Here is a 26,190-nt window from a genome sequence, read left to right as displayed (position 1 = left end):
TACTTTGTGTTTCATTCTATTTACACTATTTTAGAATGAAAATTATTTATTCCTTTAGAATTTTAAGATTACATCTGCGAAATTTAAAAAACAAAATATGGATATCACTAAAAATGAAAATATCATACTTTCAAATCCGGAAACCAAAGATTTCCTTGCTGACACTTATTATTTAAAATCAGATAAGAAATTACCATTGGTGATTTTTGTTCACGGTTACAAAGGATATAAAGATTGGGGTTCCTGGAATTTAATGGCTGAGAAATTTGCTGAAGCAGGACTTTTCTTTGTGAAATTTAATTTTTCACACAACGGAACAACACTGATCAATCCAATAGGGTTTGATGATTTGGAGGCTTTCGGAAATAATAACTATACAAAAGAATTGTCAGATTTAGGAGTGGTCATTGATCATTTTAGCAAGGATCCACAAGTTGATGATCAGAAAGTAATTCTTATTGGCCACAGCAGAGGCGGTGGAATTTCTATTGTAAAAACCTGTGAGGATGAGAGAATTAATGCTTTGGTCACATTGGCCAGTGTAGACAGTTTAGAGCGTTTTCCCAAAGATGAAGGTCTTGCAGAATGGGAAGCTAAAGGAGTTTATTATATTGAAAATGCCCGTACAAAACAGGAAATGCCACATTACTACCAATTTTTTGAAGATTTTAAAAATAGCGAGCACCGTTTTGATGCAGAAAGATCAATGGAAATGTCAAAAGCACATGTTTTGATAATTCATGGAACTTCCGATGAAGGCGTTGATGTGAAAAATGCAGAACATTTACATATTTTAAATCCCAATTCAGAATTATTTTTAATCGAAAACGGCAACCACACATTCGGAGCAACAGAACCATGGACAGAAACTGAATTGCCCGAAGATCTAAACACGGTTATTGAAAAATGTATTCAATTTATCAATGATAAAATTGTGAATGAATAACAAAAAAACGTGCGAGAATTCCCTACAATGGAGGGGTGGCGAAAATTCGAAAGAATTTTTGACGGGGTGGTTAAATATAATAAATCTAAAGTTTTTAAGAATAGTAAATCATTTAACTAAAATCCTCCAAGCCTCATCAATCTTATTTTCCAATAATAATTTCTGAGCTTTCAGATGAATATTTTCATCGGAATAACAATCTTCAGAAGGTAAAACTTCTACATTGGCAAGCATTCCCAGATCGTTTCCTGTAAAGACTTTGCTATATTTTATGGCATTTGGTAGCAAATCAAAACCGATTCCTTTTGTAACCAAAGGTTTGGGAACTTCAAACAGATTGTTTTCATTATTTCTCGAATACCAGTTTCCGCTTAAACGTGCAACCATGTCTAGTTTTGCCTGATCTAGATTTCCCTCTTCGTTCAGATATTCTTCTCTGATATGGATTTTTTTAACTTCGCAAATCACCAAATTTCCTGCACCTCCCTGATCGCCCAAAGATTTTACTTCTAAAACCTGACATTCAAAATTGACAGGACATTCTATAATTAATTTTGGCTGCACCAAGTCTGCATCTTTCATTGTCAATCCGGACTTGATAAATTCATTAACGCCGTCACCATACTCCGTGGAAGCCAACGAGATTTGCTGTACAATGGGGAAATTAACCGTACCAATGACAACTTCAGGAACTTCCAAAACGTTTTCCAACGTATGTTTTGTGGTATTGTCTCGGACTCTTCTTGATGGCGAAAAAATCAAAATCGGAGGAACCGTGCTGAACATATTAAAAAAACTGAACGGCGATAAATTACTTTTGCCTTCTTTGTCAACGGTCGAAGCCAATGCAATAGGACGCGGTGAAACGGCAGTCTGCATAATGGTTTGTAGTTGTACGGGAGATATTTCGGATGGAATTACTGTTTTCATGTTTTTGTTTTAGCACTTAACTAACTTAAGTATTCAAATTATTTTAAAGAAAGATGCTTCGACAAGCTCAGCAGGACATTTCTCATATTAACTGTAATTAGCAGTATGTTTGTAGCGATGTCATGCTGAACGAAGTCGAAGCATCTGAATGTTTATTTAAATTATTTAGTCGGAATAATTTTACCGGAAACCTCACCGAAACCAACTCTAATTCCGCCTTTTTCAGCCCATGCTTTCATGGTCACGGTATCGTTATCCTCAATAAATTTTCTTTCTTGTCCGTTGTTGAGTGTGATAGGATTTTGTCCTCTCCAGGTAAGTTCAAGCATTGAACCAAAGGATTTTGGGTCACTCCCTGAGATCGTACCGCTTGCGTATAGATCACCAACTTCCAGATTACAGCCGTTTATGGTATGATGAGCCAATTGCTGAGTCATATTCCAGTACATGTATTTGTAATTGCTTTCTGAGATCAGGTTTTCTTCACCGTTTTCTGGCTGAAGATAAACTTCAAGATTGATATCGTAATTTTTATCTCCTTCAAATTTTAAATAATCCAAAACTTCCGGCTCTTGCGATGGGGAAGTGGTTCTGAATGGTTCTAAAGCTTCTAAAGTAACTACCCAAGGCGAAATGGATGAACCGAAATTCTTACCCAAAAATGGTCCCAACGGAACATATTCCCAAGACTGAATGTCTCTTGCTGACCAATCATTGAAAACCACCATTCCGAAAATTGCGTCTTCAGCATCTTTTGTAGAAACACTTTCTCCCATTTCTGTATTCTGATTGATAATGAAAGCCATTTCCAATTCAAAATCCAGCTGTTTGCAAGGTCCGAATACAGGTTTGTCAGCATCTGCAGGTTTCATCTGGCCTTTTGGACGGTTGATATCAGTTCCTGAAACCACAATTGAAGATGCTCTTCCGTGATAACCTACCGGAAGGTGCTTCCAATTGGGTAACAAAGCGTTTGAGGGATCTCGGAACATCTTTCCAACATTGGTTGCATGCTCAATGCTGCTGTAAAAATCTGTATAGTTCGGAATATGAACAGGCATAATCATTTTTACTTGATCTAAATCGTAAAATGCATCTTCAATGGTTTTCTCATCCTTATCTAAAATAGAACCTTCTTGTAATAATTCCTGAATTTTAAGACGGATAGCATTGGTAACAGGTTTCCCCAGCTCAATGAACTCATTTAAAGTATATGCTTCGAAAACGTTTTCGTCTAATCCTTCGATTTCTTCAAAATATGAAAGATCGTACAAAAGGGCAAGATCAATCACCCGATCACCGATTCTTGTACAGCAGGCGATAAATTCTTTGTTAAACACCGCTACCCCAAAAGGAATATTGTGTATTGAAAAGTCTGAATCTGAATTATATTCTACAAATGATTTCATAATTGGATAGTTTGATGTAAAAAATTTAAAAGTAAGTTTTTAAAGTGCGATTATTTGGTTTTTTTGGTATAAGATTCTTCATCAATCCAACGCTCTCTGGAATTGATGTCAATAAGGTAAATAATTTCTTTCTGTTTGGTCAGGAGTAGTGTCTTTGCAACGGGAATCGGGATTTTTTTATTCTCAAGTTTATCTGCTCTTAATGAAATAATGTTCTTTTTCCGGATAATATCTCCCGAAAACACATTCGAAGTACTTTTCCCGGTTGCCTTATCGTCGAACATTTCTACATACGTTGCATCTTTTCCTTTCAAAATGATGAAACTTCTCTCTGTATGATCTTCAAAATCTTTTACAAGAACAAATTTCTTGTTATCAATACTTACATTTTCAAGATGCTGGTTAATACCTTTTCTTTCTTCTAGGCGATCAATAATTCCGTTTATTGCTGCATAATTTTGTGCTTTCGGTAAAATACCGATAAAAAATAATGCACAGATGAATAATTTTCTCATAAGCTTGTGTTTATAAAAAAGTTTTGTCAAGATCTGCATCCTGACAAAACTCTGTATTTGGTTGAATAATTATAGATTACCTCTTTTTTCCTGTTCTTTTTCTAACGCTTCAAAAAGTGCCTTAAAATTACCGGCACCGAAGCTTTGTGCACCATGTCTTTCGATGATTTCAAAGAAAAGAGTAGGGCGGTCTTCTACCGGTTTTGTAAAGATTTGCAACAAATAACCTTCCTCATCATGATCAATCAAAATTCCTAAATCCTGAAGTTTTTTAAGATCTTCATCAATATGCCCCACTCTTTCAGGAACCATATTATAATATGCTTCCGGTGGAGCAGAAAGGAATTCTACACCACGTTTTTTAAGTTCGGTAACAGTATGGATGATATCTTTTGTAGCAACGGCAATATGCTGTACCCCTTCACCTTCGTAGAAATCAAGATACTCTTCTACCTGTGATTTTTTCTTTCCTTCAGCCGGTTCATTGATCGGGAATTTTGCAAAACCGTTTCCATTTGACATCACTTTAGACATCAAAGCAGAATATTCTGTATTGATCTGCTTATCATCGAATGAAAGAATATTGACAAAGCCCATTACTTTTTCGTACCATTCAACGGTTGGTATCATTCTGTCCCAGCCAACATTTCCTACGCAATGGTCCACATATAATAAACCTGCCTCTTCGGGTTTGTAATCGCTTTCCCACTTCTGGTAGCCAGGCATGAACGGGCCTGTATAATTTTTTCTTTCGATAAACATATGAACGGTTTCTCCGTAAGTGTAAATGCCGGACATTTTTACTTCACCGTGCTCATCATTCAGGGTTACTGGCTCTAAATAAGGTTTCCCACCTCTTTTAGTAGTTTCTTCAAATGCAGAATATGCGTCATCTACCCAAAGTGCCAAAATTTTCACTCCATCGCCGTGTTTTCGTACATGTTCGCTGACTGGTGAATCAGATTTAAGGCCTGTAGTTAAGATTAACCTGATTTTTCCTTGTTGAAGCACATAAGATGCACGATCTCTCACTCCGGTTTCGGGGCCCGCGTAGGCAACCGACTGAAAACCGAATGCAGTTTTATAATAATGTGCGGCCTGCTTAGCGTTCCCTACATAAAACTCAATGTAATCTGTACCATTAATCGGCAAAAAATTCTCAGCCTGAGCAATTTTTTCGGCAAATGTAAGTGTTGACATATTTTCTATTTTTACTTTTATTTAATAGTTTGCAAATTACAAAATTCTTGTAAATAATTAAAAACATTATTGTTGCGCAATCGGTTTCATTATTGCTAATAGAAATAAATGTTTATTTAAGTATATTTAAGTCTATTGTTTATTTGATTTATTTTATACATTTGTACTAGAAACTTGATGTCGAAAAAAAATTATTCAAATTAGAGGAAAGCCGTAATTAATTACGGCTTTTACTTTTTATTATTTAATCTTCCTGCATCCGGATTGTAATTATCCCAAATTTTCCACACATTATCTATTTTGCGGATAAAATAAATTTGGGTATTGAGCTGATTTACAAAATGTTCTTCACCGGTTTCTCCCACTTTAAACAAAAGATTCCAAAATTCCTGTGTTTCCAGTATTTTTTTTTCAGGTTCATCAGTCACGATATGAATGTCAAATACTTCAAAATTTGAGCGATTGTTTTTTGTAACCAACTCAAACTGTCTGTCACAGAGCTCACGGCTAAATTCTGATGCTCTTTCGAGAAATGGAGAATTGTCAAATACGAGATCCTTAAAAAATTCCAGCTTTAAAGCGGGAAAATTTTTATATAATTCAAAAACGGTGGAACAGTATTTATAAACGATATCAGTCGAAAAATTGTCGTCATTCAGTTCTCTATCTCCAACTGAATTTTTAATATGGTGTATGTAGGAATTAAGATCTTTGAATCCTAAAAATATACATATTTTATCTAATGTTTTGAGAAATCGTAAATCATTGTGGGTTTTATCCTGGTAATCATTTTCAAAAAAACGCTGCAGGGTGATATGTGAAATAGTGTTCCCAATTTCAAATTTTTTATCATCTTTAAGTTCGTTTGATAAAGCCAGCTCTTCTTTAATGATTTCTGAAAGAATTATATAATGACTTCTTTTCCATTCTTGTACATTTCCTAAAACTGAATCCTGAATTTTTGGATGTTTTGTAACTTCATCTTTTATCGAATTATATATGGTCTTCAAATGTGTGGTATTTAATATGAAATTTCAGCAAAAAGATTGCCAAAGGATTTTAATTTTGATAAGCGTTTCTTATTTTTATTAAATATACGGTTTTTTAATTTAATTTATTCTTCATTGCGTGTTTTATCGTTCAAATTTTTCACTGGACACTCTTTCTAGCCTATTCCTTAGACTATTAACGAAGATTTTTCTAATTTCAATTGAATAAAATTTTCCGTTTTAACAGTTATCTGCTGTCATACATATTCATTTACAAATTAAGTCTGATTTTTAATATAATAAGAACTGAAAGGTGTGTCATTCAGTTCTTTTAATTATATATAGCAGATAAGTTATTGTATCAGAGATGCTTACTCCTGAGAACGGTCTTCCATACTATGATCCTCACTTTCCAGCCATGAAGTTTTATAAGACGGGTCTTCTACTTTCATCGCTTCTTCAGTGATTTTCAAAGGACGGAAAGGATCAACCATTACCGCGTATTCTTCAGTAAATTTTTTGCCGATGCTTCTTTCCATCGCTCCGGGATGAGGACCGTGCACGATTCCGCCCGGGTGAAGCGTAAAATCCATCAGATCGATATGATTCCGGCTCATAAAATCACCTTCCGTGTAAAACAAAACTTCATCAGAGTCAATATTTGAGTGATTATAAGGTGCCGGTATTGCCAGCGGGTGGTAGTCATACATTCTTGCACAGAACGAGCAAACTACAAAATTGTGCGCCTCGAAAGTCTGGTGCACCGGTGGTGGCTGATGAATTCTTCCTGTTATCGGTTCGAAGTTTTTAATATTAAATTTAAAAGGATAAAAATATCCGTCCCAACCCACTACATCAAATGGATGCGTTGCGTAGATGAAATCTGTGATCAGATTTTCCTTTTTAACTTTGATTAAAAATTCTCCTTTTTCGTCTTTTGGCTGTACAAAGGTTGGTGTAATAATGTCTCTTTCACAGAACGGAGAATGCTCCAAAAGCTGTCCGAACTCGTTTCTGTAACGCTTCGGTGTATAAATGGGTGAGTGGCTTTCTACCACAAAAAATATGGTGTTATCAGATTGTAATTCCACCTGATAGATTGTTCCTCTCGGAATAATCAGATAATCTCCAACAGAAAACTCAAGATTTCCGACAAATGTTTTTAAAGTTCCGGTTCCTTCATGAACAAATAGAAGCTCGTCACATTCTGCATTTTTATAGAAATAATCCATTGATTTTCTGGGCTTCGATAATCCCATTTTCAGGTCATTATTGACCATCAAAAACTTTCGGCTGTCCATAAAATCATCTTCAGGAGTGACATTCATTCCTTTAAACATTCTTGGGGTCACGTTTTTGTCAACGGCAATCTTTGGAGTTACGTCTTTTGCAACACCGATTGATTTGATTTGAGTCGGGCGGTGAACATGATACAGCAAAGAAGAGATCCCGTGAAAGCCTTCCGTGCCAAAGAGCTGTTCGTAATAGAATTTATCTTCAGGAGATTTGAAAACCGTATGTCGTTTCTGAGGGATATTCCCTTCTTGATTATATCTCATTTTACTTTTATCTGGAATTTCATCAAATTTAATAATTTTTGGTGAATTAATTTCAAGGAGTTTAGGCATAAAGTTTTTTGTTTCGAGAATTATTGTTAGTTTTGTCTAACAATTTATTTTCATGAGGCGAATATTTTTTTTAGGTGTTTTTATATCAGGCTTTTGCTTATCTCAGCAAACGGACAGTTTAGCTTTAAATAAGGAATCTGATTCTGTGAAAATTCCTGAAAAAAAAGAAAGAATAAAAGTGATTGACGATGTTGTGATTACAGGAAGTATAAAACCTGTAAGCAAATCTAAAAGTCCGGTTGCTGTGGAAATTTACAGTCAGAAATTTTTCCAGAAAAATCCTACGCCGAGTGTTTTTGAAGCCATTGCAATGGTGAATGGAGTTCAGCCACAATTAAACTGTTCGGTCTGTAACACAGGAGATATACACATTAATGGTCTGGAAGGACCTTATACTATGATTTTGATTGACGGAATGCCTATTGTAAGTTCACTCTCCACCGTTTATGGCTTAAGCGGGATTCCCAACAGTTTAATAGAAAGAATAGAGGTTGTGAAGGGGCCGGCTTCGTCTTTGTATGGATCAGAAGCGATGGGCGGGGTCATCAATATCATCACAAAAAATGCGTTGAGTGCACCAAAATTGAGTGTGAATCTGATGACTACAAGTTGGGCAGAACATAATGTCGATCTTTCAACAAAATTTAATACAGGTAAAAATACGGCGTCATTGTTAAGTTTAAATTATTTTAGTTTTAACGAAAAAATAGATCAGAATAAGGATAATTTCACTGATGCTGCTCTTCAAAACAGAGTTTCGGTTTTTAATAAGTGGAATTTTCAGCGAAAAGAAAACAGGATGGCAAGCTTTGCTTTGAGATATTTATATGAAGACCGGATAGGCGGGGAAATGCAATGGGACAGAACTTACCGGGGAAGCAGTGAGATCTATGGAGAAAGCATTTATACAAACAGGGTAGAAGCTTTCGGGATGTATCAGTGGCCGATGAAAGAGAATATTATAACCCAGTTTTCGTACAATTTTCATGATCAGGACTCTTTTTACGGAAGCAATCCCTTTGAAGCAACACAGAAAGTAGCCTTTGCGCAAACCTATTGGGATAAAAAAATGGGAAACCATGATTTTATTGTAGGTGTGACATATAAAAAGACATTTTATGACGATAATACTCCCGGAACTTTATCTGCAGACGGAATCACAAATGATCCGATGAAATCTCCAATTCTCGGAGCATTTATTCAGGATCAATGGGATATTAATGAAAAAAACACTTTGCTTTTCGGTTATAGATTTGATTATGACAAAATCCACCATTCAGTACATTCGCCGAGATTTGCCTGGAAATTTTCTCCCAATCCTTACCATACTCTTAGGATTAATTTTGGAACAGGTTTCAGGGTTGTAAACTTATTTACAGAAGATCATGCTGCTTTGACGGGTTCGCGTGAAGTTGTGATTCAATCTAATTTAAAACCGGAAAAATCCATTAACGGAAATTTAAATTATGTCTGGAAAATTCCTGCAGGTGAACGATTAATTAATTTAGATGCTTCTGCGTTTTATACCTATTTCAGTAATAAGATTGTAGGTGATTTTGATGCGGATCCTCAAAAAATTATTTATGACAATCTTCAGGGTTACGGAATTTCCAGAGGTGCTTCTATGAATCTTGATTATAGTTTTGGTTTTCCGTTGAGTGTAAATCTAGGCGTCACTTATTTGGATGTTTACCAAAAATTTGATGGAGAAACGGAAAAATCCCGACAGCTACATGCCCCGAAATGGAGCGGAACTTATAATTTAACATATAAATTCCCGAATAATCTTGCGATAGATTTCACCGGACAGTTTTACGGACCGATGCGATTACCTGTTTTACCCAATGATTACAGACCGGAATATTCACCGCTGTATTCTTTAGCCAATATTCAGGTCTCAAAAAGTTTCGATTCTGGTTTTGAAGTGTATTGCGGGGTGAAAAATCTGTTCAATTTTACTCCGAAAAATCCTTTGATGAGGCCGTTTGATCCGTTTGATAAAAATGTAAACGACCCGATCAATAATCCGAATCATTATACTTTTGATACAACGTATGGATATGCATCGATGCAAAGAATCAGAGGTTTTTTTGGTGTTAAATATAATTTGAAATGAAAAGTTTAGTATTTTTTTTAACGATATTTTTAGTGCCTTTTTTTTGTCTTTCGCAATTAAAAACGGTTACTTTTTCAGATTTTGAAAAGATACAGACAGAGAACAAAAAGCCAATTGTTATTCATTTGTATACCGATTGGTGTTCCATTTGTAAAATCGAATCTTTCAAATTGAATCAAGAAAAAGAATTGATAAAAATGATCAATGAAAATTTTTATTTCATCAATTTCGAAGCTGAAAAAACAAAAGATAAAATCAGCTTTCATGGTAGAGAATTTAATTATTTACCCAACGGGAATTCGGGAATTCATGAGCTGGCTTTGGCTTTATCGAGGAATAAAAAACAACCTGTTTATCCGTTGTGGATTATTTTAGATCAAAATCAAAAGCTGCTATATTACCATGAAGGAGAATTTAAACCTGAAAAAATGAAACAAAAATTAATGGAAATGATTAGTTTTAAAAGGATTTCAACAAAACAGCAATAATTGCCAAAATGGCAGGTAGAGCCTGTACAAAAAATATCTTCTTTGTTGCTGAAACCGCACCATAAATTCCGGCAATCGCTACACAGCTTAAAAAAAATAAAGCAACATTTGTCTGCCATTTCGGATCTTCAATAAAGAAAGACCAGAGTAATCCTGCTGCCAAAAAACCGTTGTACAATCCCTGATTGGCCGCTAAACCTTTCGTAGGCTTAAACATTTCTGCAGGTAAAGCTTTCTTGAACACTTCTCTTCCTTTGGTTTCCCAGGCAAAAATCTCCATCCAGACAATATATATATGTTCCAAAGCAACAATGGCAATGAGTATTTTAGCAATGATTTCCATGATTTCCTGTTTTGTGATTGTAAAACTAGAAAAATAAAGTTAAGTTTGAGTATTCAATTTCAAAAATGGAAACTTTCAAAGCACATTTAGATAAGTTTATAAAAATAGATGACGAAGAATTTTCGTCAATATTTTCTTATTTTCAAATCTTGGATGTGAAGAAAAAACATAATCTGATGCTTGAAGGAGAGATATGCAGATACAAATATTTTGTATTGGAAGGATGTCTCCGAAAGTTTTTCATTAATGAAAAAGGGGTAGAGCAAACCACAGAATTTGCCATAGAAAACTGGTGGATTTCTGACACGTTTGCTTTTGAAAAACAGATAAAAACAGAGTTTAATATTCAGGCAGTTGAAAAATCTTCTGTAGTGATGATAGATTTTAAGTCTCAAGAAAAACTCTTCGAGAAACATCCTATAATGGAACGGTATTTCCGCATCACTTATCAAAGAGCATATGCTGCTGCAGAAAGGAGAATACGCTTTTTACATGAGATGAGCAGAGAAGAGATGTATGTACATTTCAGTTCTCAATATCCTTGGTTTATTCAGAGAATTCCACAATATCTTATTGCCTCTTTCCTTGGTTTTACGCCAGAATATTTGAGCGAAATAAGAGCAAAATTACGTTCTTAAACCAGTTTAAGATTTTTGATATTTTTAAATATGACATTTGTATCAGAAATTTAAAACATCATAAAAATGAACTCAAGAGTAAACATCGCAGCAAATTCTGCACCCTACAAAGCAATGATCAATCTGGAAATGTCTTTGCAAACCACATCATTAACCAACATTCAGAAAGAACTGATAAAAACTCGTGCTTCACAAATCAACCAATGTGCATTCTGTTTGGATATGCACACAAAAGATGCGTTAAAATATGGCGAAACGGCACAAAGACTTTTCCTTCTTAATGCATGGAGAGAAACCGATCTTTTCACAGAAGAAGAAAAATTGATCCTCGCAATGACCGAAGAAATAACCCAGATCAGTCAAAACGGTTTAACTGACGAAACTTACGAAAAAGCCAGCAAGCTTTTTGATGAAGAGAAAATTAAAAGCATTATTATGGCAATTGTCACCATTAATATGTGGAACAGAATTGCAATCACGACACATTTGCAGGTTTCTAAACAATAGAAAATTTGTAAAAAAAAGCTTCTCAGATATGAGGAGCTTTTTTTGTGTCTACTTTTGCTTACTATGAAATAGATCTCATGAAGCTAATTGTGTTTTTAATTCTTTTTCAAAAACATTTGCAAGGTGTTCTCTGTACAGATTCATATCGCGTTCGATGTTTGCATTTTTTTCTACATCATGAAAATGAAAACTCTCCATTTGTTCTAATGAGACAAAAGCATTCATTCTGTGAAAACCAAACAATGCTCCCGTATCAACATTGGTTTCATTAAAAAATTCTCCGGGAAGTGTAAAAGCTGTTTCTGGTGCGTTCCAGCTTGTGGTGATCATATATTTTCTTCCACCAAGCATTCCGCCGGTACCATAGTTAATTTTCGGATTGTCCGAAGATCTTCCATCACTCATATAAATACCTTTTGTATGACCTGCTGTAAACACTTCATCAATGTATTTTTTAAAACCATTGGGAAGCTGAAACCACCAAATCGGTGTGTGGTAAATAATAAAATCTGCCCATACAAACTTTTCTACTTCCTCATTTTTATCATAACCTTCGCTGATATTTGTGATTTTAACTTCGATATTTTCAAATTCCTTTAGAACTTTTAAAGTGTTTTCTGCAATCGTTTGGTTGTATTTTCCTCCTGAGTGTCCGAAATTTTGACCACCATTGATAATTAATACTTTTTTCATTCTGTAAATATTTAAATTTTATAATGCAAAGTTATGGTAGAGTTTTGTATAACGAAAATAATATAAATTATATATATGTATCATAATTATGATAGCAAACATGTCAATTTTTAAAAACTTAATTCTAACTTTGTCAAAAGAAATTGACAAAATAATTTCACGTGAACAAACGCTATCAATCTGAAAATAGAAAATTTATTGAAGAAGCAAATTCACAATTCACAAAAAAATAATGGTTAATTTAGAATGGTACAGAACCTTTAAAGCGATCTATAAAACCGGAACTTTAACAGGTGCGGCAGATTCATTATTTATATCACAGCCCGGAGTGAGTCTTCATCTCGGTTCATTAGAATCTTATGTGGGTTATAAATTATTTGACCGGACAGGGAGAAAAATGATTCCTACAGAAAGAGGAAAAGTGCTGTTTAATGCGATTTCCGAACCGTTGACGAAACTGGAAGATGTAGAAAAAAACTTTCAAAAATCTACGGAAAAATCTACACCTACAATAAGTGTCGGAATGTGTTTTGAGACCTTTCAGACTACTCTGGAGCAATATGTTTCGAGTTTGGATTTTAATTTAATTATCGGTTTCGGTGAATATCCTGAAATGCTTGATCAGTTGGATAAAGGTATTCTAGATTTAATCATAACGCCGAAAAAAGGTACATCACCCAATATACAGCACGAGGCTTTTTCTTCTGAACAAATAGTTTTAGTGGGCGGAAAAAATGTAGATGCAGAAAGTTTTAATAAGGTTTTAAAAGCCAAAGATTTTCAGAAAGTTGAAGATTGGCTTAAACAGGAAAAGTGGTATGGCACAACCGGAGATATGGAGCATCTATTCCAGTTTTGGCTGCTGAATTTCGGACATAAACCCAATTTCAGGCCCAATTATATTGTTCCCAATCTGAATTCAATCATTCGTTGCCTGAAAGGCGGAACCGGTTTGGCGGTGGTTCCTGATTTTTTATGTAAAAGTGAAATTGAAAATGGTGATGTACAATTAATTTGGGAAGGTGAAAAAAAATTGATAAATACTTTATATTTTGGGTGTAGAAAACAGACACTATATAAGAATGAAATCGACCATATCAAAGGTTTGTTCCGAAAGATTATGGGCAAAATTCATTAATCAGGAATTATAATAAATAATATCATATTAAATAAAAAAAGCAATTATGCAACAAAAAACATACACAGGACAACCTGTAATAACATTAAATAACGGAATTGATATTCCGGCTTTAGGTTTCGGAGTATGGCAGATGGAGGATTTTGAAGAGTGTGAAAATGCCGTAATTAAAGCAATTGAAACTGGTTACAGAATGATCGATACAGCTTCAATTTATCAAAATGAAACGGCTGTAGGAAATGCGATAAAGAATAGTGGAGTAGACAGAAACGAGTTATTTATCACTTCAAAACTCTGGGTTCAAAGTCATGTTTATGAGGAGGCAAAAAGTGCTTTCCAGAGAACGCTCGACAGACTGCAGCTGAATTATTTAGATATGTATCTGATCCATTGGCCATTCGGGGATTTTCTGGGTGCCTGGAGAGCATTGGAAGAACTGCATCAGGAAGGCAAAATAAAAGCGATCGGTGTCTGCAATTTCACGGTTGAAAAACTGGAGGAATTAAAAGAAAATTCGACAGTTCTTCCAGTGATCAATCAGATAGAACTGCACCCGATTTTTCAGCAAAAAGAACTTCAGATGTATGATAAAGAAAATAATATCATCACTCAGCCTTGGAGTCCATTAGGGAATGGTAATGCAGGACTTTTGGAAAATCAGGATCTAAAAAATATTGCAGAAAAGCATCATAAGACGGTTGCTCAGGTGATTCTGAGATGGCATTTACAGGAAGGTTTCTGCGTAATTCCTAAGTCTGTGACACCGTCAAGAATCGAAGAAAATTTCAATGTTTTTGATTTTGAATTGTCAGAAGACGAAATGAATATTGTCCGTTCGTTAGATACCGGGAAAAGATTATTTTTTGATCCGAAAGATCCTGTCTGGGAACAGAAAATGTTGAATTCTGTTGCGGATATTTAAGCAATAAAAACTCCTCTTTTGATTCAAAAGAGGAGTTTTAATATTGTAATTTTTATTTCGTCAAATCCAATCCACCAAAGTTACCCGAGCTCATCATCATATAAACTCCCTGGGTTTTATCCAATGATTCCCAATAAGCATGAAGTTCTTCAGCGTTGGTAAAAACATTCAGATTTTCATTTTTAAATTTTTCTTTAATCAGATCAGGAGAAATGGGGTCCATCCGTTTGATCTTTAAAGCATCTTCAGAATAGAAAACAATCGCTTCATCCAAGCCATCCATCGCATGGTCGTACTGCTCCAAAAATACAGGATTTAAACTGGAATACGTGTGAAGTTCTAAAAAGCCGTATTTTTTTTCGTTTTTAAATTGCTCACAGAACGCTTTGACTACAGCTTTTACTTTGCTCGGAGCATGGGCAAAATCTTTGTATAAAGTTCCCTTGTCGGATCTTTCAATTTTCTCCAGACGTTTTGAAGCCCCTTTGAAACTCATGATGGCATCATAAAAATCTTCATCCATGATTCCCAAATGATGACAGATATTTCTTGCTCCTTCAAGGTTCAGTAAATTATGTGCACCAAAAACAGAAAGCGGGATGTCGCCCATTTCGGTCTTTAGATAAACTTGTCCGTTGCTAAGCTCATATTCCGGGGTTTTGTAAGGAATTTTTCTGAAATAATTTTCAGCATTTTCTACTACTTTTACTACTTCAGTATCCTCTTCATTATAAACCAGAATTCCACCGGGAGTAATGCTTGCTACAAACTTTCTAAACTGATCAATATAATCATCAAAAGTTTTAAAAACATTGATATGATCCCAGGCAATACCGCTCATTAAAGCGATATTCGGCTGATACAGCAAAAATTTTGAACGCAAATCGATAGGAGATGAAAGATATTCGTCACCTTCCAATACCATAAAATCATTATTTTCAGTCAGCTTTACCATGCAATCAAAACCTTCCAGCTGTGCACCAACCATAAAGTCTACTTCTTTCTGATGAAAATTCAAAACATGAAGAATCATTGATGTAATGGTGGTTTTACCATGCGATCCTGCGATTACAACACGTGTTTTCGTTTTCGACTGTTCATATAAAAATTCCGGGTAAGAATATATTTTTAAGCCTAAATCTTTTGCTTTTGCCAATTCGGGATTGTCCTGATGTGCGTGCATTCCCAGAATGACAGCGTCAATATCTGAAGTGATTTTTTCAGGAAACCAGCCTAATTCTTCAGGCAGAATTCCTTTTTTTTCCAGTCTTGATTTGGAAGGTTCAAAAATGGCATCATCTGATCCGGAAACTTCGTATCCTTTATCATTCAACGCAATAGCAAGATTGTGCATAGCGCTGCCGCCGATAGCAATGAAATGAGTTTTCAAATTTATTGAGTGTTTTTTACATTTTTATTGATGATGTTCTGGAAAGCATTGACCACCTGATCCCAGTTTTTCTTAGACTGCGGCATAATCATGCTCGCATCGGTTTTATTGGCACTGTTTTTACCTTTTTTTACATTGATTGCAATAGCAACACGGTCGTATATCTTTTTGTGATCTTCGGCAATATGTCTGAAGTTATTCTCGTTCAATACCTGATTTAAATTCAGAATTTCCTCGTTGGAAAGTTGAAAAGTCGTTTTGATTTTCTTTTCCTGACCTTCGAAAGAATATTGTACGTCGCTGCCCTTGATTAAAAGGTTCTCATAGATTGGTGCATAACCACCACTTTTAGAATAACTGATGTCAAAATCTGAGTATGCCTTCTGGCTGCTGCATGAAACAGTGATCATAATTAATAATAATACCACTATTAATTTTTTCATAATAACTTTAAATTTTTATGGATTCGGTTGTTCAGATTTCTTCGCTTTTATTTCTTCATCATAGGTATGAAGTACATTGAAGTCTTCTGTCTGCTCAATCGCAGTCATAATTTTCAGAAGAATTTGCTGCGCATTTTCCTCATCATAATTGATATCTAGTGGTTTTTTAAATTCCATAGTAGGTTTTACACCGGTTACTTTTACACGAAGGCCTTTTTTATCAAATGCTCTTCTGAACCCATTTATTTTAATTGGAATCACAATTGGGCGCTGGTTTTTAATCAGTTTGGCGGTTCCTTTTCTTCCCTGTGCAAAAGCTGCGGTGGTACCTTGCGGGAAAGTGGCTACCCAGCCGTTGTCTAAAGCCTTCATAATGTTATCGATCTCACCCAGATCAACCATTCGATTAACATTTTTTCCTTCGGCTCTCCATGTTCTTTTTACGGTTACGGCGCCTGCAATTTTAAAAATCTTTGGCAGAATACCTTTATTCATCGTTTCTTCTGCCGCGACATAGTAAAAATCGACTCTAGGGTTGAGAAGATAAATAGGATTCTTTATAGTGTTTAAATAGCCATTGTTTACAGCGCAAAATGCGTGATACATTGCGGCTACATCGGCAAAATAAGTCTGATGATTGGATACAAAAAGGACATTAGAATCCGGAAGGTCGACCAAATGTTCTGTACCTGTGATTTTAAGCTTGTTGAACCCATTAAATCTTCTGTAAGACACAATCCCAAGAATAAAAATGATAATTCTTTTTAAAAAATAAGGAGTGCCAAATGAATCGGTGAATATGTTCTTTTTCGCCATCGTTTAATTAAACATAATATAATGCAAAGTTACATTTTTTTAATCAACTGGCTGAACTCGCTTAGTATCATCGCGGTTGCACCCCAAATGATGAATCCGTTGAAATTGATGACCGGCACTTCTTTTCCGGATGCTCCCGGCAAAGCCATAATTTCCGGTGAATCTGGCAGATTAAGGAATGATGTAATTGGAAATTCAATGATTTCTACAGCCTCACTTTCCTGAAGGATAAACTTAGGATTTCTTTTTGAATAGGAAATGTAAGGATATACATAAAAATTGCTCGGTGGAATGTAAATTGGCGACATCTCGCGGATAATTCTTACATAAGGTTTTTCTAAACCGATTTCTTCCGAAGTTTCACGGACTGCAGTTTCTGCAAAGTCTCTATCAAATTCTTCCCTTTTTCCGCCAGGTAAAGAGATTTGGCCGCTATGCCTGTCGCGCTCATTTTGTGTACGTTGGATCAGTGGAAAATACCATTCATTATCTCTTAAGTACAATACAATATTTACAGCTGCAAATTTTGGATTTTTTTCTAGAATCTGCTCGTGTGTAAAGACTTCACGGTATGGAGGTGAAAAAACGCCATGCGCATTGGCTCCTGCAAGTTGGGCTTTTTTAATTTTTTGTAATAAATCTTTTCCAAAACTTTCCATATCTCAAATTTACTAATATATCTTTAAAAAGGAAAAATATTGATGTTAATAAAACATATTTTCATTCACTTCTTCATTCATATTTTTTTCATATTTCATTTGCAATACAAAAGATTATAAGAAAAAACCTCCAGAAATTCTGAAGGTTTTAATGTGTTGTTTAGTTAGAATATCCGCTTAATTCTTCTTTTTTCGAATTATAGATTTTGTATTCTAAATATTTAAAAGAATCCCGTGGGATAATGGTGACCCATTTTTTATACTTTAGAAACCATTTCATCTGTATACTTTTGATTCCTTTGGTTAGGAAAGCTTCTACAAAAGGGTGTACATGCAGGTACAATTTTCCTTTGTCACCTTTTTGCATAATGGTTCGGATGGTATCTTCCATTTTCTCAACAATGACAATCGGAGCTACGATTTCTCCGTCTTTGTTGGGGTTTTCTTCCTTGATGTCGATTTGTTTTTCCGGACGGTTTCTCTGTCTGGTGATCTGTATCAGTCCAAATTTACTTGGAGGCAGAATCTTATGGCGCGCTTTATCACGGCTCATTTCTGTTTTCAGATGTTCAAACAAATCTCTTCTGTGATCAGGGTTGGTCATGTCGATGAAATCTACGACAATGATTCCGCCCATATCTCTGAGACGGAGCTGTCTTGCTATTTCTGTGGCCGCCATTCTGTTCACATTAAGCCCATGTTCTTTGGTGGTGGCATTTCCGGCGCTGATATTGTTTCCGGAGTTAACGTCAATTACGTGCAGGGCTTCAGTGTGTTCTATTACAAGGTAAGCACCTTTTGAACTTGGAATATTTACGTGTTTACCAAAGCTTTGCTTAAGCTGTTTTTCAACGTTATAATATTCGAGGAGAGGAATGTGGGAGTCATAAAACTGAACAATGTTTTTCCGTTCAGGAGCAATAACTTCCAGATAATTTTTCATTTCTTCAACCATTTGTTCGTCGTCACAGAAGACGTTTACAAAATCCTGATTGAAATTATCTCTTAAAATAGACGACGCTTTGTTGTCTTCACTTAATACTTTTGATGGTACTTTATTCTTCTGAATATTCTTAAAAGTATTTTCCCATTTCTGAACCAGTTGATTCATATCATTGTGAAGATCAGCGACTTTCTTTCCTTCGGCTACCGTTCTGATGATGACGCCAAAACCTTCTGGTTTAATACTGTCAATCAAGGTTCTGAGTCTGATTTTCTCTTCAGAGCTGCCGATTTTTTTTGAGATCGAAACTTTATTATCAAATGGTATTAAGACTAAAAAACGACCTGTAAGAGAAATCTGAGTAGATATTCTCGGGCCTTTTGTAGAGATCGGTTCTTTGGTTATCTGTAAAATAACAACATCATCTTTTGCTATGACTTTATCGACCATTCCGTTTTTATCGATTTCGGGCTGCAGCTCGAAATTTTTTAAACTTGAGGTATTTTGTTTTTTAGAAACCGTGTCGTTTAAGAACTTTTTATAGGTAAGATACTGTGGCCCAAGATCCTGATAATGCAGGAAAGCATCTTTGTCGTATCCTATGTTTACGAATGCTGCATTAAGGTTGGGTGCCAGTTTTTTTACTTTTCCTATAAATAAATCTCCGACTACAAAATCGTTTTTGTCTTCTTCCTCATGAAGTTCACATAATCTTCCGTCTTCCAGTAAAGCAATTTTTGTAAGCTCATCTTCGTGCGAAATTATTAGTTCTTTCTTCATTCTGTTAATAAGATAATTTATTTTTTGAGATTAGATGTTTCAGATATATTTTTAAATTTAACTAATAATAATGATATAAATCTAATCGCTAAATGATTTCTGAATATCTAAAATCCTGTGGTAACAAACAAAAAATATAGTTGGTGAATATTACAAAAAATATAAACACCAACTATATTATTATATTACAAAATCTCTAGTTGAGATTATTTTTTCTTATGTCTGTTCGCTCTTCTTCTTTTCTTTCTTTTGTGTGTTGCAACCTTGTGTCTTTTTCTTTTCTTTCCGCTTGGCATAATGTTAATTTTTTTTGTGTAACTAGTTAATATTCAATTGTTATTCTTATTTTACTGCAACTTTAGTTTTTACTTTCTCCACAAAAGATTTTGATGGCTTGAAAGCAGGAATGTTGTGTGCAGGGATTTCGATTGCAGTGTTCTTAGAAATGTTTCTTCCCGTTTTCGCTGCTCTAGTTTTAACGATGAAAGATCCAAAACCTCTTAAGTAAACATTGTCTCCATTATACATAGAAGTCCTGATCTCCTGCATAAAAGCTTCTACAACTTTCTGTGTTTCATTCTTTTCTGTTCCCAATTTATTTGAGATGGTGTTTACCAATTCTGCCTTTGTCATTTCCTTTTTTAATTTTAAATTTTAGGTGTGCAAATTTAGTCAAAAAAATTGAATAGAAGCAAATTAGTCACGAAAATATTTAACTTAAACAGCTGACAATTTTATAATTAGTCTGGTTTATGCACCAAAAAAGTCATTTTACATGCTCGAATTATAGTATCCGTTTTCTACACAGAATCTTATCAGATGAAGTTTTGTTTTTAAGCCAAGCTTTTCTGTGAGTCGGTTGATGTAGGTGTCAATTGTTCTTGGGCTGAGGTTGAGCTTTTCGCCTATCTCTTTGTTACTGAAGCCTTCATAGCAGAATTTCATCAGTTGAATCTCAGTGGATGACAGTTCTTCCTGGCTCTGTTTCTGTCTGTTCATATATTCCTGAACGGCTAAAGGCTGTTGCTTCCAGCTTTCCGAATATGCTTGATAATCAAATTCTTGGGAGGTGATTTTTCCTTTAATGATATCTTTAATAATATTGCTGTTTTTTTGACAATAATAAATATTCGGGATTTTGTCTAGAATTTCAGCCATATCTTCCTGATAAGTACCGGAATAAGTGATAATAGGCGTATCTTCATTGTTTTTTCGGATAAATTTTATTGCTTCGAGACCACTGAGTACCGGCATGAAAAGTTCTATAATAAAAACATCTTCCTGTTTTCTGTAGATTCTGCTAATGAGCTCATGACCGTTGTTACAGTCATTGAGGAGCATATTAAAAGGATTTTCCAAGAGCATTTTAATTAATATTTTTTTAAAATAAAAATCGCTGTCAGCTATGGAAAACCGAACCGTATGGGTTAATATTTTACTCATTATGATTTTGTGATTTGGAAAAGGTAAAATAAAATTTGATCACTAAAGTATGAAAATCTTTCGGATTTTAAAATTAAACTTAATATTAAATAATTGTAAATACGTTGCAAACTCTATATTTAATTTTGTAAATAAATATATTTTTTCTATTTTCACATTCCAAATCAAATCACAGGTATGTCTACAAATAGAGATAAAAAATTAAACAGATCCGACGTCAGGATCAGTATTTGGAAATTTATCCTCTCATTCATCATTTTATCTGCAATTTCATTCTGTGCAGTTTTTTTCTTTTTTAAAAGTTATGATATTCAACGGAAAGGTGTAGAACGAGAAGTTGATGGTTACAAAGATTTACTGAGCCGCGGTGCTGCCTTGAAAATTCAGATAGACAGCATCAACTATAAAATGTCTCTTCTCGACTTAAACGAAGTTGAGAATGATATCTATCTAAGAAACCAGATCGCAGAAGATGTAAGAAACGCCAAACGAATGATGCGTGAAGACAGCGCTGACAATCTGAAACATTACGCCATACTGCTGAATAAAATACGTCCTATGCTTGCATTAAAGACGAAGATTATCGAAGTTAACAATCAGAAACAAGCAGCCATCAGAAGCGTTAATCAGTGTATGGGCAAAACAGACCGCATCAATGACGAATTGAGAGTAGATCCTACAAGAAGTTTTACAGGCAGAAGAAGATAATTTTAAATAGAAGATTATGCAGGGACAAATTACATTATCCAAAAAGGAAAAACGGTATCAGTTTGTATATCTCGTGTTTATGCTAATAGCAGCACTTATACTTCTGAGTATCATTTTTTTGAAAACATTTGCATCGCCTTTTTCAGATGCTGATGTTTTTTCATTGGAAACGCTTGATCAGAAAGCCAAATACAATGAGCGCCAGAAGTTGATGATTCCTATCATCGATTCTACATTCAACAGTATCTCAAAACTGACAGCAGAAGTGCCGCAGCCTCTTGAAGAGAACGAAATAAAATATAAGATCAATGATATTAACGGTGCGTACGATAATGTAAATGTGAATGACTTGCGAAAAGAAGGGTATCACCAGATAGCAGCGTTTTACACCATGTATTTTGTAGATAAAAAAAATGTTTCAAAAATCACAGACGATATAAAAGCTTTTGAAAAGCAGTATGAAGACTGTACAATAGGTTATAAAGACAGAAAACGTGATTTAATACAGCGTACCAACGATTTAAAAAACAGATAAAAACACCAGACAACCAACAACTCACCACAAAAATTAAATATGAACTATTTTCAGAAAAACAGAAAAAACATCATCATCGGTGTTATTGCCACCTTGCTTATCGCTGCATTAGTTGCTCTGTGGCTCCAAAAAAAGGTGATTCATTCCTCAGACGACATTGTAGGAGTGGTATATCCTGCGTCACTGATGATTGGTGATACTCTTAATTTTCAGGATAAAACCCAATTCGCAAAACAGAAAAAATGGGATTTCGGAGACGGTACCACCTCAATTCAAAGTAAAGGTTTTCATTTCTATAATAAACCCGGATATTATACCGTATCACTGATTATTGACAATAAATATACTAAATCTTTCCCCATTTTGGTTTCTGCAAGAAATATCACGCGGCCTAAAGACAGTTTAGCGATGATTACCAGAATTGATGCTCAGACTCAGGCAATGCAGTATGAAAACATTCAATTCAGAGCGATTTCTGATGCTAAGCAGTTCACCTGGAAATTTGGTGAAACCGGCAGAATTGATTCAAAAGATAAAATGGCTATTTATTCTTACCAGAAACCTGGTAACTATGTGGTAACGCTCTATACCGAAAACGAAGAACCTATTCTGCACAATATCAAAATTCTTCCGGGGTATGATGAGTTGGATGACGCAGAGTTGAAGGTAGATGATACTTATGAAAAAATGGATAATGATTTTAAATATCATCTTCAGCAGATTGCCAACGGGAATAGTTTTAATATGCATTACAACTATTTATTAAACAAGTACTTATGCAATAACGAAAATACGATTGTGCAGGTAAGCGACAATAAAGTCAATAATTTTTATCTGTATTGTGCAGGTCTGCAGTTTGATAAAAATAATGTCATTCAGACTGTGAAACTCAATTTTGACGATGCCCAGAATTGTGTTACAAAAGTAGATATCAACCAAAGCAAATAAATTTTTTGTCCGAATTTTTCTCGGATATCACACCAATTATAAAGAAAATTAAGATGAAAAATAAATTTCCTCTAGCAGCTTATTATATAGGTTTATCGGTAATACTTACAGGTTGCCAGGTAAAACTACCTTCAAAGAAAACTCCGGAACCCAAACAATACGGTCAAATTGATAATGCTCCGGTAATTGATGGCTTTTCTAAAAAATCGGTACCGTGGATCGCTATTTCAGATAGATCGAGAAATACGGCATATTTGGATAAGAGTGATGAAAAATCTTATAAAGAAGTGAAATTTTTAGAACCTTTGATGGTTCTAAAACACAGAGACGGAATGGTAAAGGTAGCAGAATACATTCCTGATGCTTTGATGAAAAAAGTTTCTTCAAAATCTATAAAAACCTACGGCTGGATCCCGGAATCTGATCTTCTTCTCTGGAGCAATTCTTTAAAAAGCGAAAAAACTGGCTATCCTGTACGTGTAGCAGTTGTCCCGAATAGCCCTGAAGTAATCAGAAGTGCGGAGAGATATTACAAAAATGATTCGATAATGGTTTTTAATTCTCCCAGCCTCATAGAAAACGCCAATGTCAAAATTCCAAATGGACAAATGGTCTACGTTTATAAGCAGGCAGAAAACAACAAAAGATTTCTGGTCGGTAAAAAGCCTTCAATTGATATGGATAGTATCGGTACAGGTCTTTACGGATGGGTGAGTTCAGACGTTATTTCTGCATGGGGAGAACGTTCTGCAATCAAAATAAAAAATACCACGGGTGTAAAAGAGACTACTTTGGGAATTCATGAAGGTTCTCCGGGAGGAACTGATGCCGAAAACAGAACTGCAATTCTTCTGACCGATGTTGATAAAAGACCACCGCTTGAAAATATTTTTCCTGTTACTTTAGCCTTAAATGAAGAGGCAAAACCAGATTCTAAAACAAAATATTTTACCAATGTTTTAGATTACAGCAAAAACTTTGTGTATAACGTTTTGGGTGAGCCTATTTACTTTGATCGTTATAGAGAAATCACCGAAAAAAATAAAAGTGCAAATATTGTTTTTGTTTTAGATGTAAGTGTTTCAAATACACCATATACACCCATTGTAAAATCACTTTTACAGGATCTTCAACTGAGATTTGAGAAGCCATCTTATTTTAATTCAATTAAATATGGCGTTGTTTTATATAAAAATAATCCTTGCGGAGAAAATGTAGTTCCTTCAGTCTTAAGCAAAGATTACAGTAAAATCACATCCTTTATCGATGAGAAAATCAATGAAATGAACTGCCAAAGCACAGGTGGAAATCAACCTGTAAACGAAGGTCTGATTGCAGCCGGAAATCTGCTTTCCGAACTTCCGGACGAGACCAATATTGTCATCACCATCGGTACTTCAGCCAACCAGAGCGGAAATATGTATGGGGTAATCAATTCTCTCACTCAGGCTCAGGCAAAAGTGATTATGTTCCAGACAAGTGCGCGATCTGCGGATACTTACAACGATTTTGTCTTGATGGCAGAAAATATTGTTACCAATACAGCTAAAAATGTTGCCGAACTCAAAAAACAAAAGATCATCAATCAAAGTGATGTTTTAACGAAGAATAATTTTAATTTGGTTGAAGGTGATGCAGGGTTCTATTCACTAGATTTTCCGAAACAGAGTATGGCTCCGGGATTTGTTATATTTCCTAAAAAAGGAGATATTACGGCACCAGGTTTTCTAAAAAAATCAGTTGACAGCTTGATCGCACAAGTGACATTGGATAATGAAATGATTGATAAATCGCTTAATGAGTATTTCCACTCATCTGTCGGCGCAGGAAAAACAGATGTTGATTTTAAATATAAATATATGTATCCCGGCCTTACAAATCCAGTTCCCGCAGGCATCGCAGCACAGCTTATCAATTATGGGAATCCTTTTTTGGTGAAAGGATATATTCCTAAAGAATTAAAAGATTTCAAACCGGGTATCGAAAAAGGTATTTTAATTTCTGAGACAGAATACGATCAGCTTAAAGCTTTTTACTCCGAAGTTTATGAGAAGTCAGGAGCTGCAAGAACAGACTTTAAGCAGGCCAGAGCATTACGAGAATACATCAAGCTGCTTAAAAAATACAATCCTACCTTGAAATTCTTGGATAAAGGCGAGTTGTATGAACAGCCAATGTCTTATGCAGTTGGGGTGAGCACAGGATTTGATAATTCTGACGAAGAAAAAATGTCAAATTTTAAACTGAAAGGCTGGAAGAAATCAAAAATTATTACCAATGAAGAAGCCAGATCTTATTTCAAATCTTATAAAGATTTAGCTGAAAGAATGCTTACGCACAGAAACAATCCGGCCGTAAAGATCAAACATAACGGACAGGAGTTTTACTGGCTTAACGAATATTTCATGCCCACTACTTTGCCTGTGGAAGCACCAGAATATACTCAACATTAATAACTTATAAATAAAAAAACGGAAAATTTGTTTTCCGTTTTTTTAATGTTCGATTACTTTTCGTTATCTTTGAGTACCAAACATTACAAAATATGTCACAGCAATCATCATCTCATGACGGCAAACACTTTGTCGTACAAAAAGGGAAATGCCAGTGCAATCAGGGCGATCAGTTCCCGCAGCATAAAGTTACCACACATCAAAAACATTATTGGAATGATGCAGCAGGCAGCGCAGATTATCTCGCGGTGACAGAGGATGATCTGCAATTTAATCCTCCAGGTCCCAGTTTTGGACGATGCAAATTAAAACCCAGTTCGAGCGGATATCTTCCGTGTTCTTATGCTCCGGCAGGAAAATGGCAGAAAACCTATGAAAAAGTAATGATCATGGGCAAAAAAGCCGTGACAGAAATGTCAGAACTTCAATGTACGGTCGGTGGATTGATCACAATTAAAGATCACGGGCAGCGTGGTGAGATCAGCAAGCAGAATGTGAAAAATGCCGATGCCAAAACGGTGAGACACATCAATCCGCTTGTTGATGTGGAGGATTTCAAAGAAAATGTTTTTGAAAGTGAATTAGACGCTTATTAATTTAAAAAATTTCT

The 26,190-nt window shown here is 35.1% G+C and carries 27 protein-coding genes; 12 read left to right on the top strand and 15 right to left on the bottom strand.

All coding sequences use genetic code 11. The annotated features are described in order from the left end of the window. Positions 1–97 precede the first annotated feature (97 nt). Positions 98–946 carry an alpha/beta hydrolase family protein gene (locus K0U91_RS02510; protein ID WP_220180294.1) on the top strand — a complete coding sequence of 283 codons (849 nt, stop codon included), beginning with the start codon at positions 98–100 and terminating at the stop codon, positions 944–946. Positions 947–1,054: 108 nt separating this feature from the next. Here the strand turns inward: K0U91_RS02510 and K0U91_RS02505 are convergent, their stop codons facing one another. The 6 genes from K0U91_RS02505 to K0U91_RS02480 all read right to left on the bottom strand — a co-directional run bounded on the left by K0U91_RS02505 (position 1,055) and on the right by K0U91_RS02480 (position 7,548). After that, complete coding sequence (locus K0U91_RS02505; RefSeq protein WP_220180293.1) at positions 1,055–1,876, bottom strand: flavin reductase family protein; 822 nt, start codon at positions 1,874–1,876, stop codon at positions 1,055–1,057. A 161-nt stretch (positions 1,877–2,037) separates the two neighbouring features. Continuing rightward, positions 2,038–3,285, bottom strand: a complete 1,248-nt coding sequence (fahA, locus tag K0U91_RS02500) for a fumarylacetoacetase (protein ID WP_220180292.1) — start codon at positions 3,283–3,285, stop codon at positions 2,038–2,040. A 50-nt stretch (positions 3,286–3,335) separates the two neighbouring features. Beyond that, complete coding sequence (locus K0U91_RS02495; protein ID WP_220180291.1) at positions 3,336–3,800, bottom strand: hypothetical protein; 465 nt, start codon at positions 3,798–3,800, stop codon at positions 3,336–3,338. Positions 3,801–3,869: 69 nt separating this feature from the next. Next, a complete protein-coding gene (gene hppD, locus K0U91_RS02490; RefSeq protein WP_220180290.1) occupies positions 3,870–5,000 on the bottom strand; it encodes a 4-hydroxyphenylpyruvate dioxygenase in 1,131 nt (376 codons plus the stop codon). A 230-nt stretch (positions 5,001–5,230) separates the two neighbouring features. Continuing rightward, the gene (locus tag K0U91_RS02485; RefSeq protein WP_220180289.1) at positions 5,231–6,010 is read right to left on the bottom strand and encodes a hypothetical protein; all 780 of its coding nucleotides are present in this window, start codon (positions 6,008–6,010) and stop codon (positions 5,231–5,233) included. Between the two features lie 350 nt (positions 6,011–6,360). After that, the gene (locus K0U91_RS02480; protein ID WP_220180466.1) at positions 6,361–7,548 is read right to left on the bottom strand and encodes a homogentisate 1,2-dioxygenase; all 1,188 of its coding nucleotides are present in this window, start codon (positions 7,546–7,548) and stop codon (positions 6,361–6,363) included. Positions 7,549–7,669: 121 nt separating this feature from the next. On the opposite strand from K0U91_RS02480, the gene K0U91_RS02475 reads away from it, so the two are divergent. Together K0U91_RS02475 and K0U91_RS02470 are read left to right on the top strand one after the other, a co-directional pair. Further along, complete coding sequence (locus K0U91_RS02475) at positions 7,670–9,733, top strand: TonB-dependent receptor plug domain-containing protein (RefSeq protein WP_220180288.1); 2,064 nt, start codon at positions 7,670–7,672, stop codon at positions 9,731–9,733. Beyond that, on the top strand, positions 9,730–10,221 hold the full coding sequence (locus tag K0U91_RS02470; protein ID WP_220180287.1) for a thioredoxin domain-containing protein: 492 nt from the start codon (positions 9,730–9,732) through the stop codon (positions 10,219–10,221). Before K0U91_RS02475 ends, K0U91_RS02470 begins: the two co-directional genes overlap by 4 nt. On the opposite strand, the gene K0U91_RS02465 is transcribed toward K0U91_RS02470, so the two are convergent. Then, positions 10,193–10,564, bottom strand: a complete 372-nt coding sequence (locus tag K0U91_RS02465) for a DUF1304 domain-containing protein (protein WP_220180286.1) — start codon at positions 10,562–10,564, stop codon at positions 10,193–10,195. The two genes, K0U91_RS02470 and K0U91_RS02465, sit on opposite strands and share 29 nt — an antisense overlap. Before the next feature lie 65 nt (positions 10,565–10,629). Between K0U91_RS02465 and K0U91_RS02460 the strand changes: the two genes are divergently transcribed. Both K0U91_RS02460 and K0U91_RS02455 read left to right on the top strand, forming a co-directional pair. Next, the gene (locus K0U91_RS02460) at positions 10,630–11,202 is read left to right on the top strand and encodes a Crp/Fnr family transcriptional regulator (protein ID WP_219970890.1); all 573 of its coding nucleotides are present in this window, start codon (positions 10,630–10,632) and stop codon (positions 11,200–11,202) included. A 66-nt stretch (positions 11,203–11,268) separates the two neighbouring features. After that, positions 11,269–11,709, top strand: a complete 441-nt coding sequence (locus K0U91_RS02455) for a carboxymuconolactone decarboxylase family protein (protein ID WP_220180285.1) — start codon at positions 11,269–11,271, stop codon at positions 11,707–11,709. Between the two features lie 75 nt (positions 11,710–11,784). Here K0U91_RS02455 and K0U91_RS02450 read toward each other — a convergent pair whose 3' ends face one another. Next, positions 11,785–12,402 (bottom strand): NAD(P)H-dependent oxidoreductase, encoded by a 618-nt coding sequence (locus tag K0U91_RS02450; RefSeq protein ID WP_220180284.1) that lies wholly within the window; start codon positions 12,400–12,402, stop codon positions 11,785–11,787. Between the two features lie 232 nt (positions 12,403–12,634). Between K0U91_RS02450 and K0U91_RS02445 the strand changes: the two genes are divergently transcribed. After that, entirely contained in the window at positions 12,635–13,540 is a 906-nt protein-coding gene (locus K0U91_RS02445) for a LysR family transcriptional regulator (RefSeq protein ID WP_220180283.1), read from the top strand. A gap of 46 nt (positions 13,541–13,586) precedes the next feature. Further along, positions 13,587–14,462 (top strand): aldo/keto reductase, encoded by an 876-nt coding sequence (locus K0U91_RS02440; protein WP_220180282.1) that lies wholly within the window; start codon positions 13,587–13,589, stop codon positions 14,460–14,462. 52 nt (positions 14,463–14,514) lie between these two features. Here K0U91_RS02440 and K0U91_RS02435 read toward each other — a convergent pair whose 3' ends face one another. From K0U91_RS02435 to K0U91_RS02405, 7 genes are all read right to left on the bottom strand, one after another. Beyond that, the gene (locus tag K0U91_RS02435) at positions 14,515–15,852 is read right to left on the bottom strand and encodes a UDP-N-acetylmuramate--L-alanine ligase (protein ID WP_220180281.1); all 1,338 of its coding nucleotides are present in this window, start codon (positions 15,850–15,852) and stop codon (positions 14,515–14,517) included. A gap of 2 nt (positions 15,853–15,854) precedes the next feature. Further along, positions 15,855–16,295, bottom strand: coding sequence for a hypothetical protein (locus K0U91_RS02430; protein WP_220180280.1), 441 nt, complete (start codon positions 16,293–16,295; stop codon positions 15,855–15,857). Positions 16,296–16,310: 15 nt separating this feature from the next. Beyond that, positions 16,311–17,111, bottom strand: coding sequence for a lysophospholipid acyltransferase family protein (locus K0U91_RS02425; protein ID WP_219970898.1), 801 nt, complete (start codon positions 17,109–17,111; stop codon positions 16,311–16,313). Between the two features lie 29 nt (positions 17,112–17,140). Continuing rightward, a complete protein-coding gene (locus tag K0U91_RS02420; protein ID WP_219970900.1) occupies positions 17,141–17,770 on the bottom strand; it encodes an NUDIX hydrolase in 630 nt (209 codons plus the stop codon). A 160-nt stretch (positions 17,771–17,930) separates the two neighbouring features. After that, positions 17,931–19,493 (bottom strand): Rne/Rng family ribonuclease, encoded by a 1,563-nt coding sequence (locus K0U91_RS02415; protein WP_219970901.1) that lies wholly within the window; start codon positions 19,491–19,493, stop codon positions 17,931–17,933. A 342-nt stretch (positions 19,494–19,835) separates the two neighbouring features. After that, the gene (locus K0U91_RS02410) at positions 19,836–20,126 is read right to left on the bottom strand and encodes an HU family DNA-binding protein (RefSeq protein WP_034674127.1); all 291 of its coding nucleotides are present in this window, start codon (positions 20,124–20,126) and stop codon (positions 19,836–19,838) included. Between the two features lie 138 nt (positions 20,127–20,264). Continuing rightward, a complete protein-coding gene (locus K0U91_RS02405) occupies positions 20,265–20,936 on the bottom strand; it encodes a response regulator transcription factor (protein ID WP_219970902.1) in 672 nt (223 codons plus the stop codon). 177 nt (positions 20,937–21,113) lie between these two features. Here K0U91_RS02405 and tssO point away from each other — a divergent pair, with 177 nt between their 5' ends. The 5 genes from tssO (at position 21,114) to K0U91_RS02380 (ending at position 26,176) form a co-directional block, all read left to right on the top strand. After that, positions 21,114–21,644: a type VI secretion system TssO gene (tssO, locus tag K0U91_RS02400; RefSeq protein WP_220180279.1), complete on the top strand. Its 531-nt coding sequence runs from the start codon at positions 21,114–21,116 to the stop codon at positions 21,642–21,644. Positions 21,645–21,660: 16 nt separating this feature from the next. Continuing rightward, complete coding sequence (locus K0U91_RS02395) at positions 21,661–22,179, top strand: type VI secretion system transmembrane protein TssO (protein ID WP_220180278.1); 519 nt, start codon at positions 21,661–21,663, stop codon at positions 22,177–22,179. A gap of 39 nt (positions 22,180–22,218) precedes the next feature. Continuing rightward, positions 22,219–23,127 carry a PKD domain-containing protein gene (locus tag K0U91_RS02390; RefSeq protein ID WP_220180277.1) on the top strand — a complete coding sequence of 303 codons (909 nt, stop codon included), beginning with the start codon at positions 22,219–22,221 and terminating at the stop codon, positions 23,125–23,127. A 53-nt stretch (positions 23,128–23,180) separates the two neighbouring features. Further along, entirely contained in the window at positions 23,181–25,580 is a 2,400-nt protein-coding gene (gene tssR / locus K0U91_RS02385) for a type VI secretion system protein TssR domain-containing protein (RefSeq protein ID WP_220180276.1), read from the top strand. A gap of 92 nt (positions 25,581–25,672) precedes the next feature. Next, positions 25,673–26,176: a DUF4280 domain-containing protein gene (locus K0U91_RS02380; RefSeq protein WP_220180275.1), complete on the top strand. Its 504-nt coding sequence runs from the start codon at positions 25,673–25,675 to the stop codon at positions 26,174–26,176. The last annotated feature ends 14 nt before the right edge of the window (positions 26,177–26,190 follow it).

The organism is Chryseobacterium sp. LJ668, from assembly GCF_019613955.1.
Lineage (GTDB): Bacteria > Bacteroidota > Bacteroidia > Flavobacteriales > Weeksellaceae > Chryseobacterium.
The sequence above is the reverse complement of the archived record's forward strand: the minus strand, read 5'-3'. Positions and strand labels throughout refer to the sequence as shown.

Bases quoted from the DNA above. Each gene is read 5' to 3' on its own strand.
- K0U91_RS02470 (WP_220180287.1), top strand. From the start codon at position 9,730: ATGAAAAGTTTAGTATTTTTTTTAACGATATTTTTAGTGCCTTTTTTT.
- K0U91_RS02510 (WP_220180294.1), top strand. From the start codon at position 98: ATGGATATCACTAAAAATGAAAATATCATACTTTCAAATCCGGAAACC.
- K0U91_RS02445 (WP_220180283.1), top strand. From the start codon at position 12,635: ATGGTTAATTTAGAATGGTACAGAACCTTTAAAGCGATCTATAAAACC.
- K0U91_RS02425 (WP_219970898.1), bottom strand. From the start codon at position 17,111: ATGGCGAAAAAGAACATATTCACCGATTCATTTGGCACTCCTTATTTT.
- K0U91_RS02495 (WP_220180291.1), bottom strand. From the start codon at position 3,800: ATGAGAAAATTATTCATCTGTGCATTATTTTTTATCGGTATTTTACCG.
- K0U91_RS02440 (WP_220180282.1), top strand. From the start codon at position 13,587: ATGCAACAAAAAACATACACAGGACAACCTGTAATAACATTAAATAAC.
- K0U91_RS02455 (WP_220180285.1), top strand. From the start codon at position 11,269: ATGAACTCAAGAGTAAACATCGCAGCAAATTCTGCACCCTACAAAGCA.
- tssO (WP_220180279.1), top strand. From the start codon at position 21,114: ATGTCTACAAATAGAGATAAAAAATTAAACAGATCCGACGTCAGGATC.
- K0U91_RS02460 (WP_219970890.1), top strand. From the start codon at position 10,630: ATGGAAACTTTCAAAGCACATTTAGATAAGTTTATAAAAATAGATGAC.
- K0U91_RS02450 (WP_220180284.1), bottom strand. From the start codon at position 12,402: ATGAAAAAAGTATTAATTATCAATGGTGGTCAAAATTTCGGACACTCA.
- tssR (WP_220180276.1), top strand. From the start codon at position 23,181: ATGAAAAATAAATTTCCTCTAGCAGCTTATTATATAGGTTTATCGGTA.
- K0U91_RS02380 (WP_220180275.1), top strand. From the start codon at position 25,673: ATGTCACAGCAATCATCATCTCATGACGGCAAACACTTTGTCGTACAA.
- K0U91_RS02430 (WP_220180280.1), bottom strand. From the start codon at position 16,295: ATGAAAAAATTAATAGTGGTATTATTATTAATTATGATCACTGTTTCA.
- K0U91_RS02410 (WP_034674127.1), bottom strand. From the start codon at position 20,126: ATGACAAAGGCAGAATTGGTAAACACCATCTCAAATAAATTGGGAACA.
- K0U91_RS02420 (WP_219970900.1), bottom strand. From the start codon at position 17,770: ATGGAAAGTTTTGGAAAAGATTTATTACAAAAAATTAAAAAAGCCCAA.
- K0U91_RS02390 (WP_220180277.1), top strand. From the start codon at position 22,219: ATGAACTATTTTCAGAAAAACAGAAAAAACATCATCATCGGTGTTATT.
- hppD (WP_220180290.1), bottom strand. From the start codon at position 5,000: ATGTCAACACTTACATTTGCCGAAAAAATTGCTCAGGCTGAGAATTTT.
- K0U91_RS02465 (WP_220180286.1), bottom strand. From the start codon at position 10,564: ATGGAAATCATTGCTAAAATACTCATTGCCATTGTTGCTTTGGAACAT.
- K0U91_RS02475 (WP_220180288.1), top strand. From the start codon at position 7,670: ATGAGGCGAATATTTTTTTTAGGTGTTTTTATATCAGGCTTTTGCTTA.
- K0U91_RS02405 (WP_219970902.1), bottom strand. From the start codon at position 20,936: ATGAGTAAAATATTAACCCATACGGTTCGGTTTTCCATAGCTGACAGC.
- fahA (WP_220180292.1), bottom strand. From the start codon at position 3,285: ATGAAATCATTTGTAGAATATAATTCAGATTCAGACTTTTCAATACAC.
- K0U91_RS02505 (WP_220180293.1), bottom strand. From the start codon at position 1,876: ATGAAAACAGTAATTCCATCCGAAATATCTCCCGTACAACTACAAACC.
- K0U91_RS02415 (WP_219970901.1), bottom strand. From the start codon at position 19,493: ATGAAGAAAGAACTAATAATTTCGCACGAAGATGAGCTTACAAAAATT.
- K0U91_RS02480 (WP_220180466.1), bottom strand. From the start codon at position 7,548: ATGAGATATAATCAAGAAGGGAATATCCCTCAGAAACGACATACGGTT.
- K0U91_RS02395 (WP_220180278.1), top strand. From the start codon at position 21,661: ATGCAGGGACAAATTACATTATCCAAAAAGGAAAAACGGTATCAGTTT.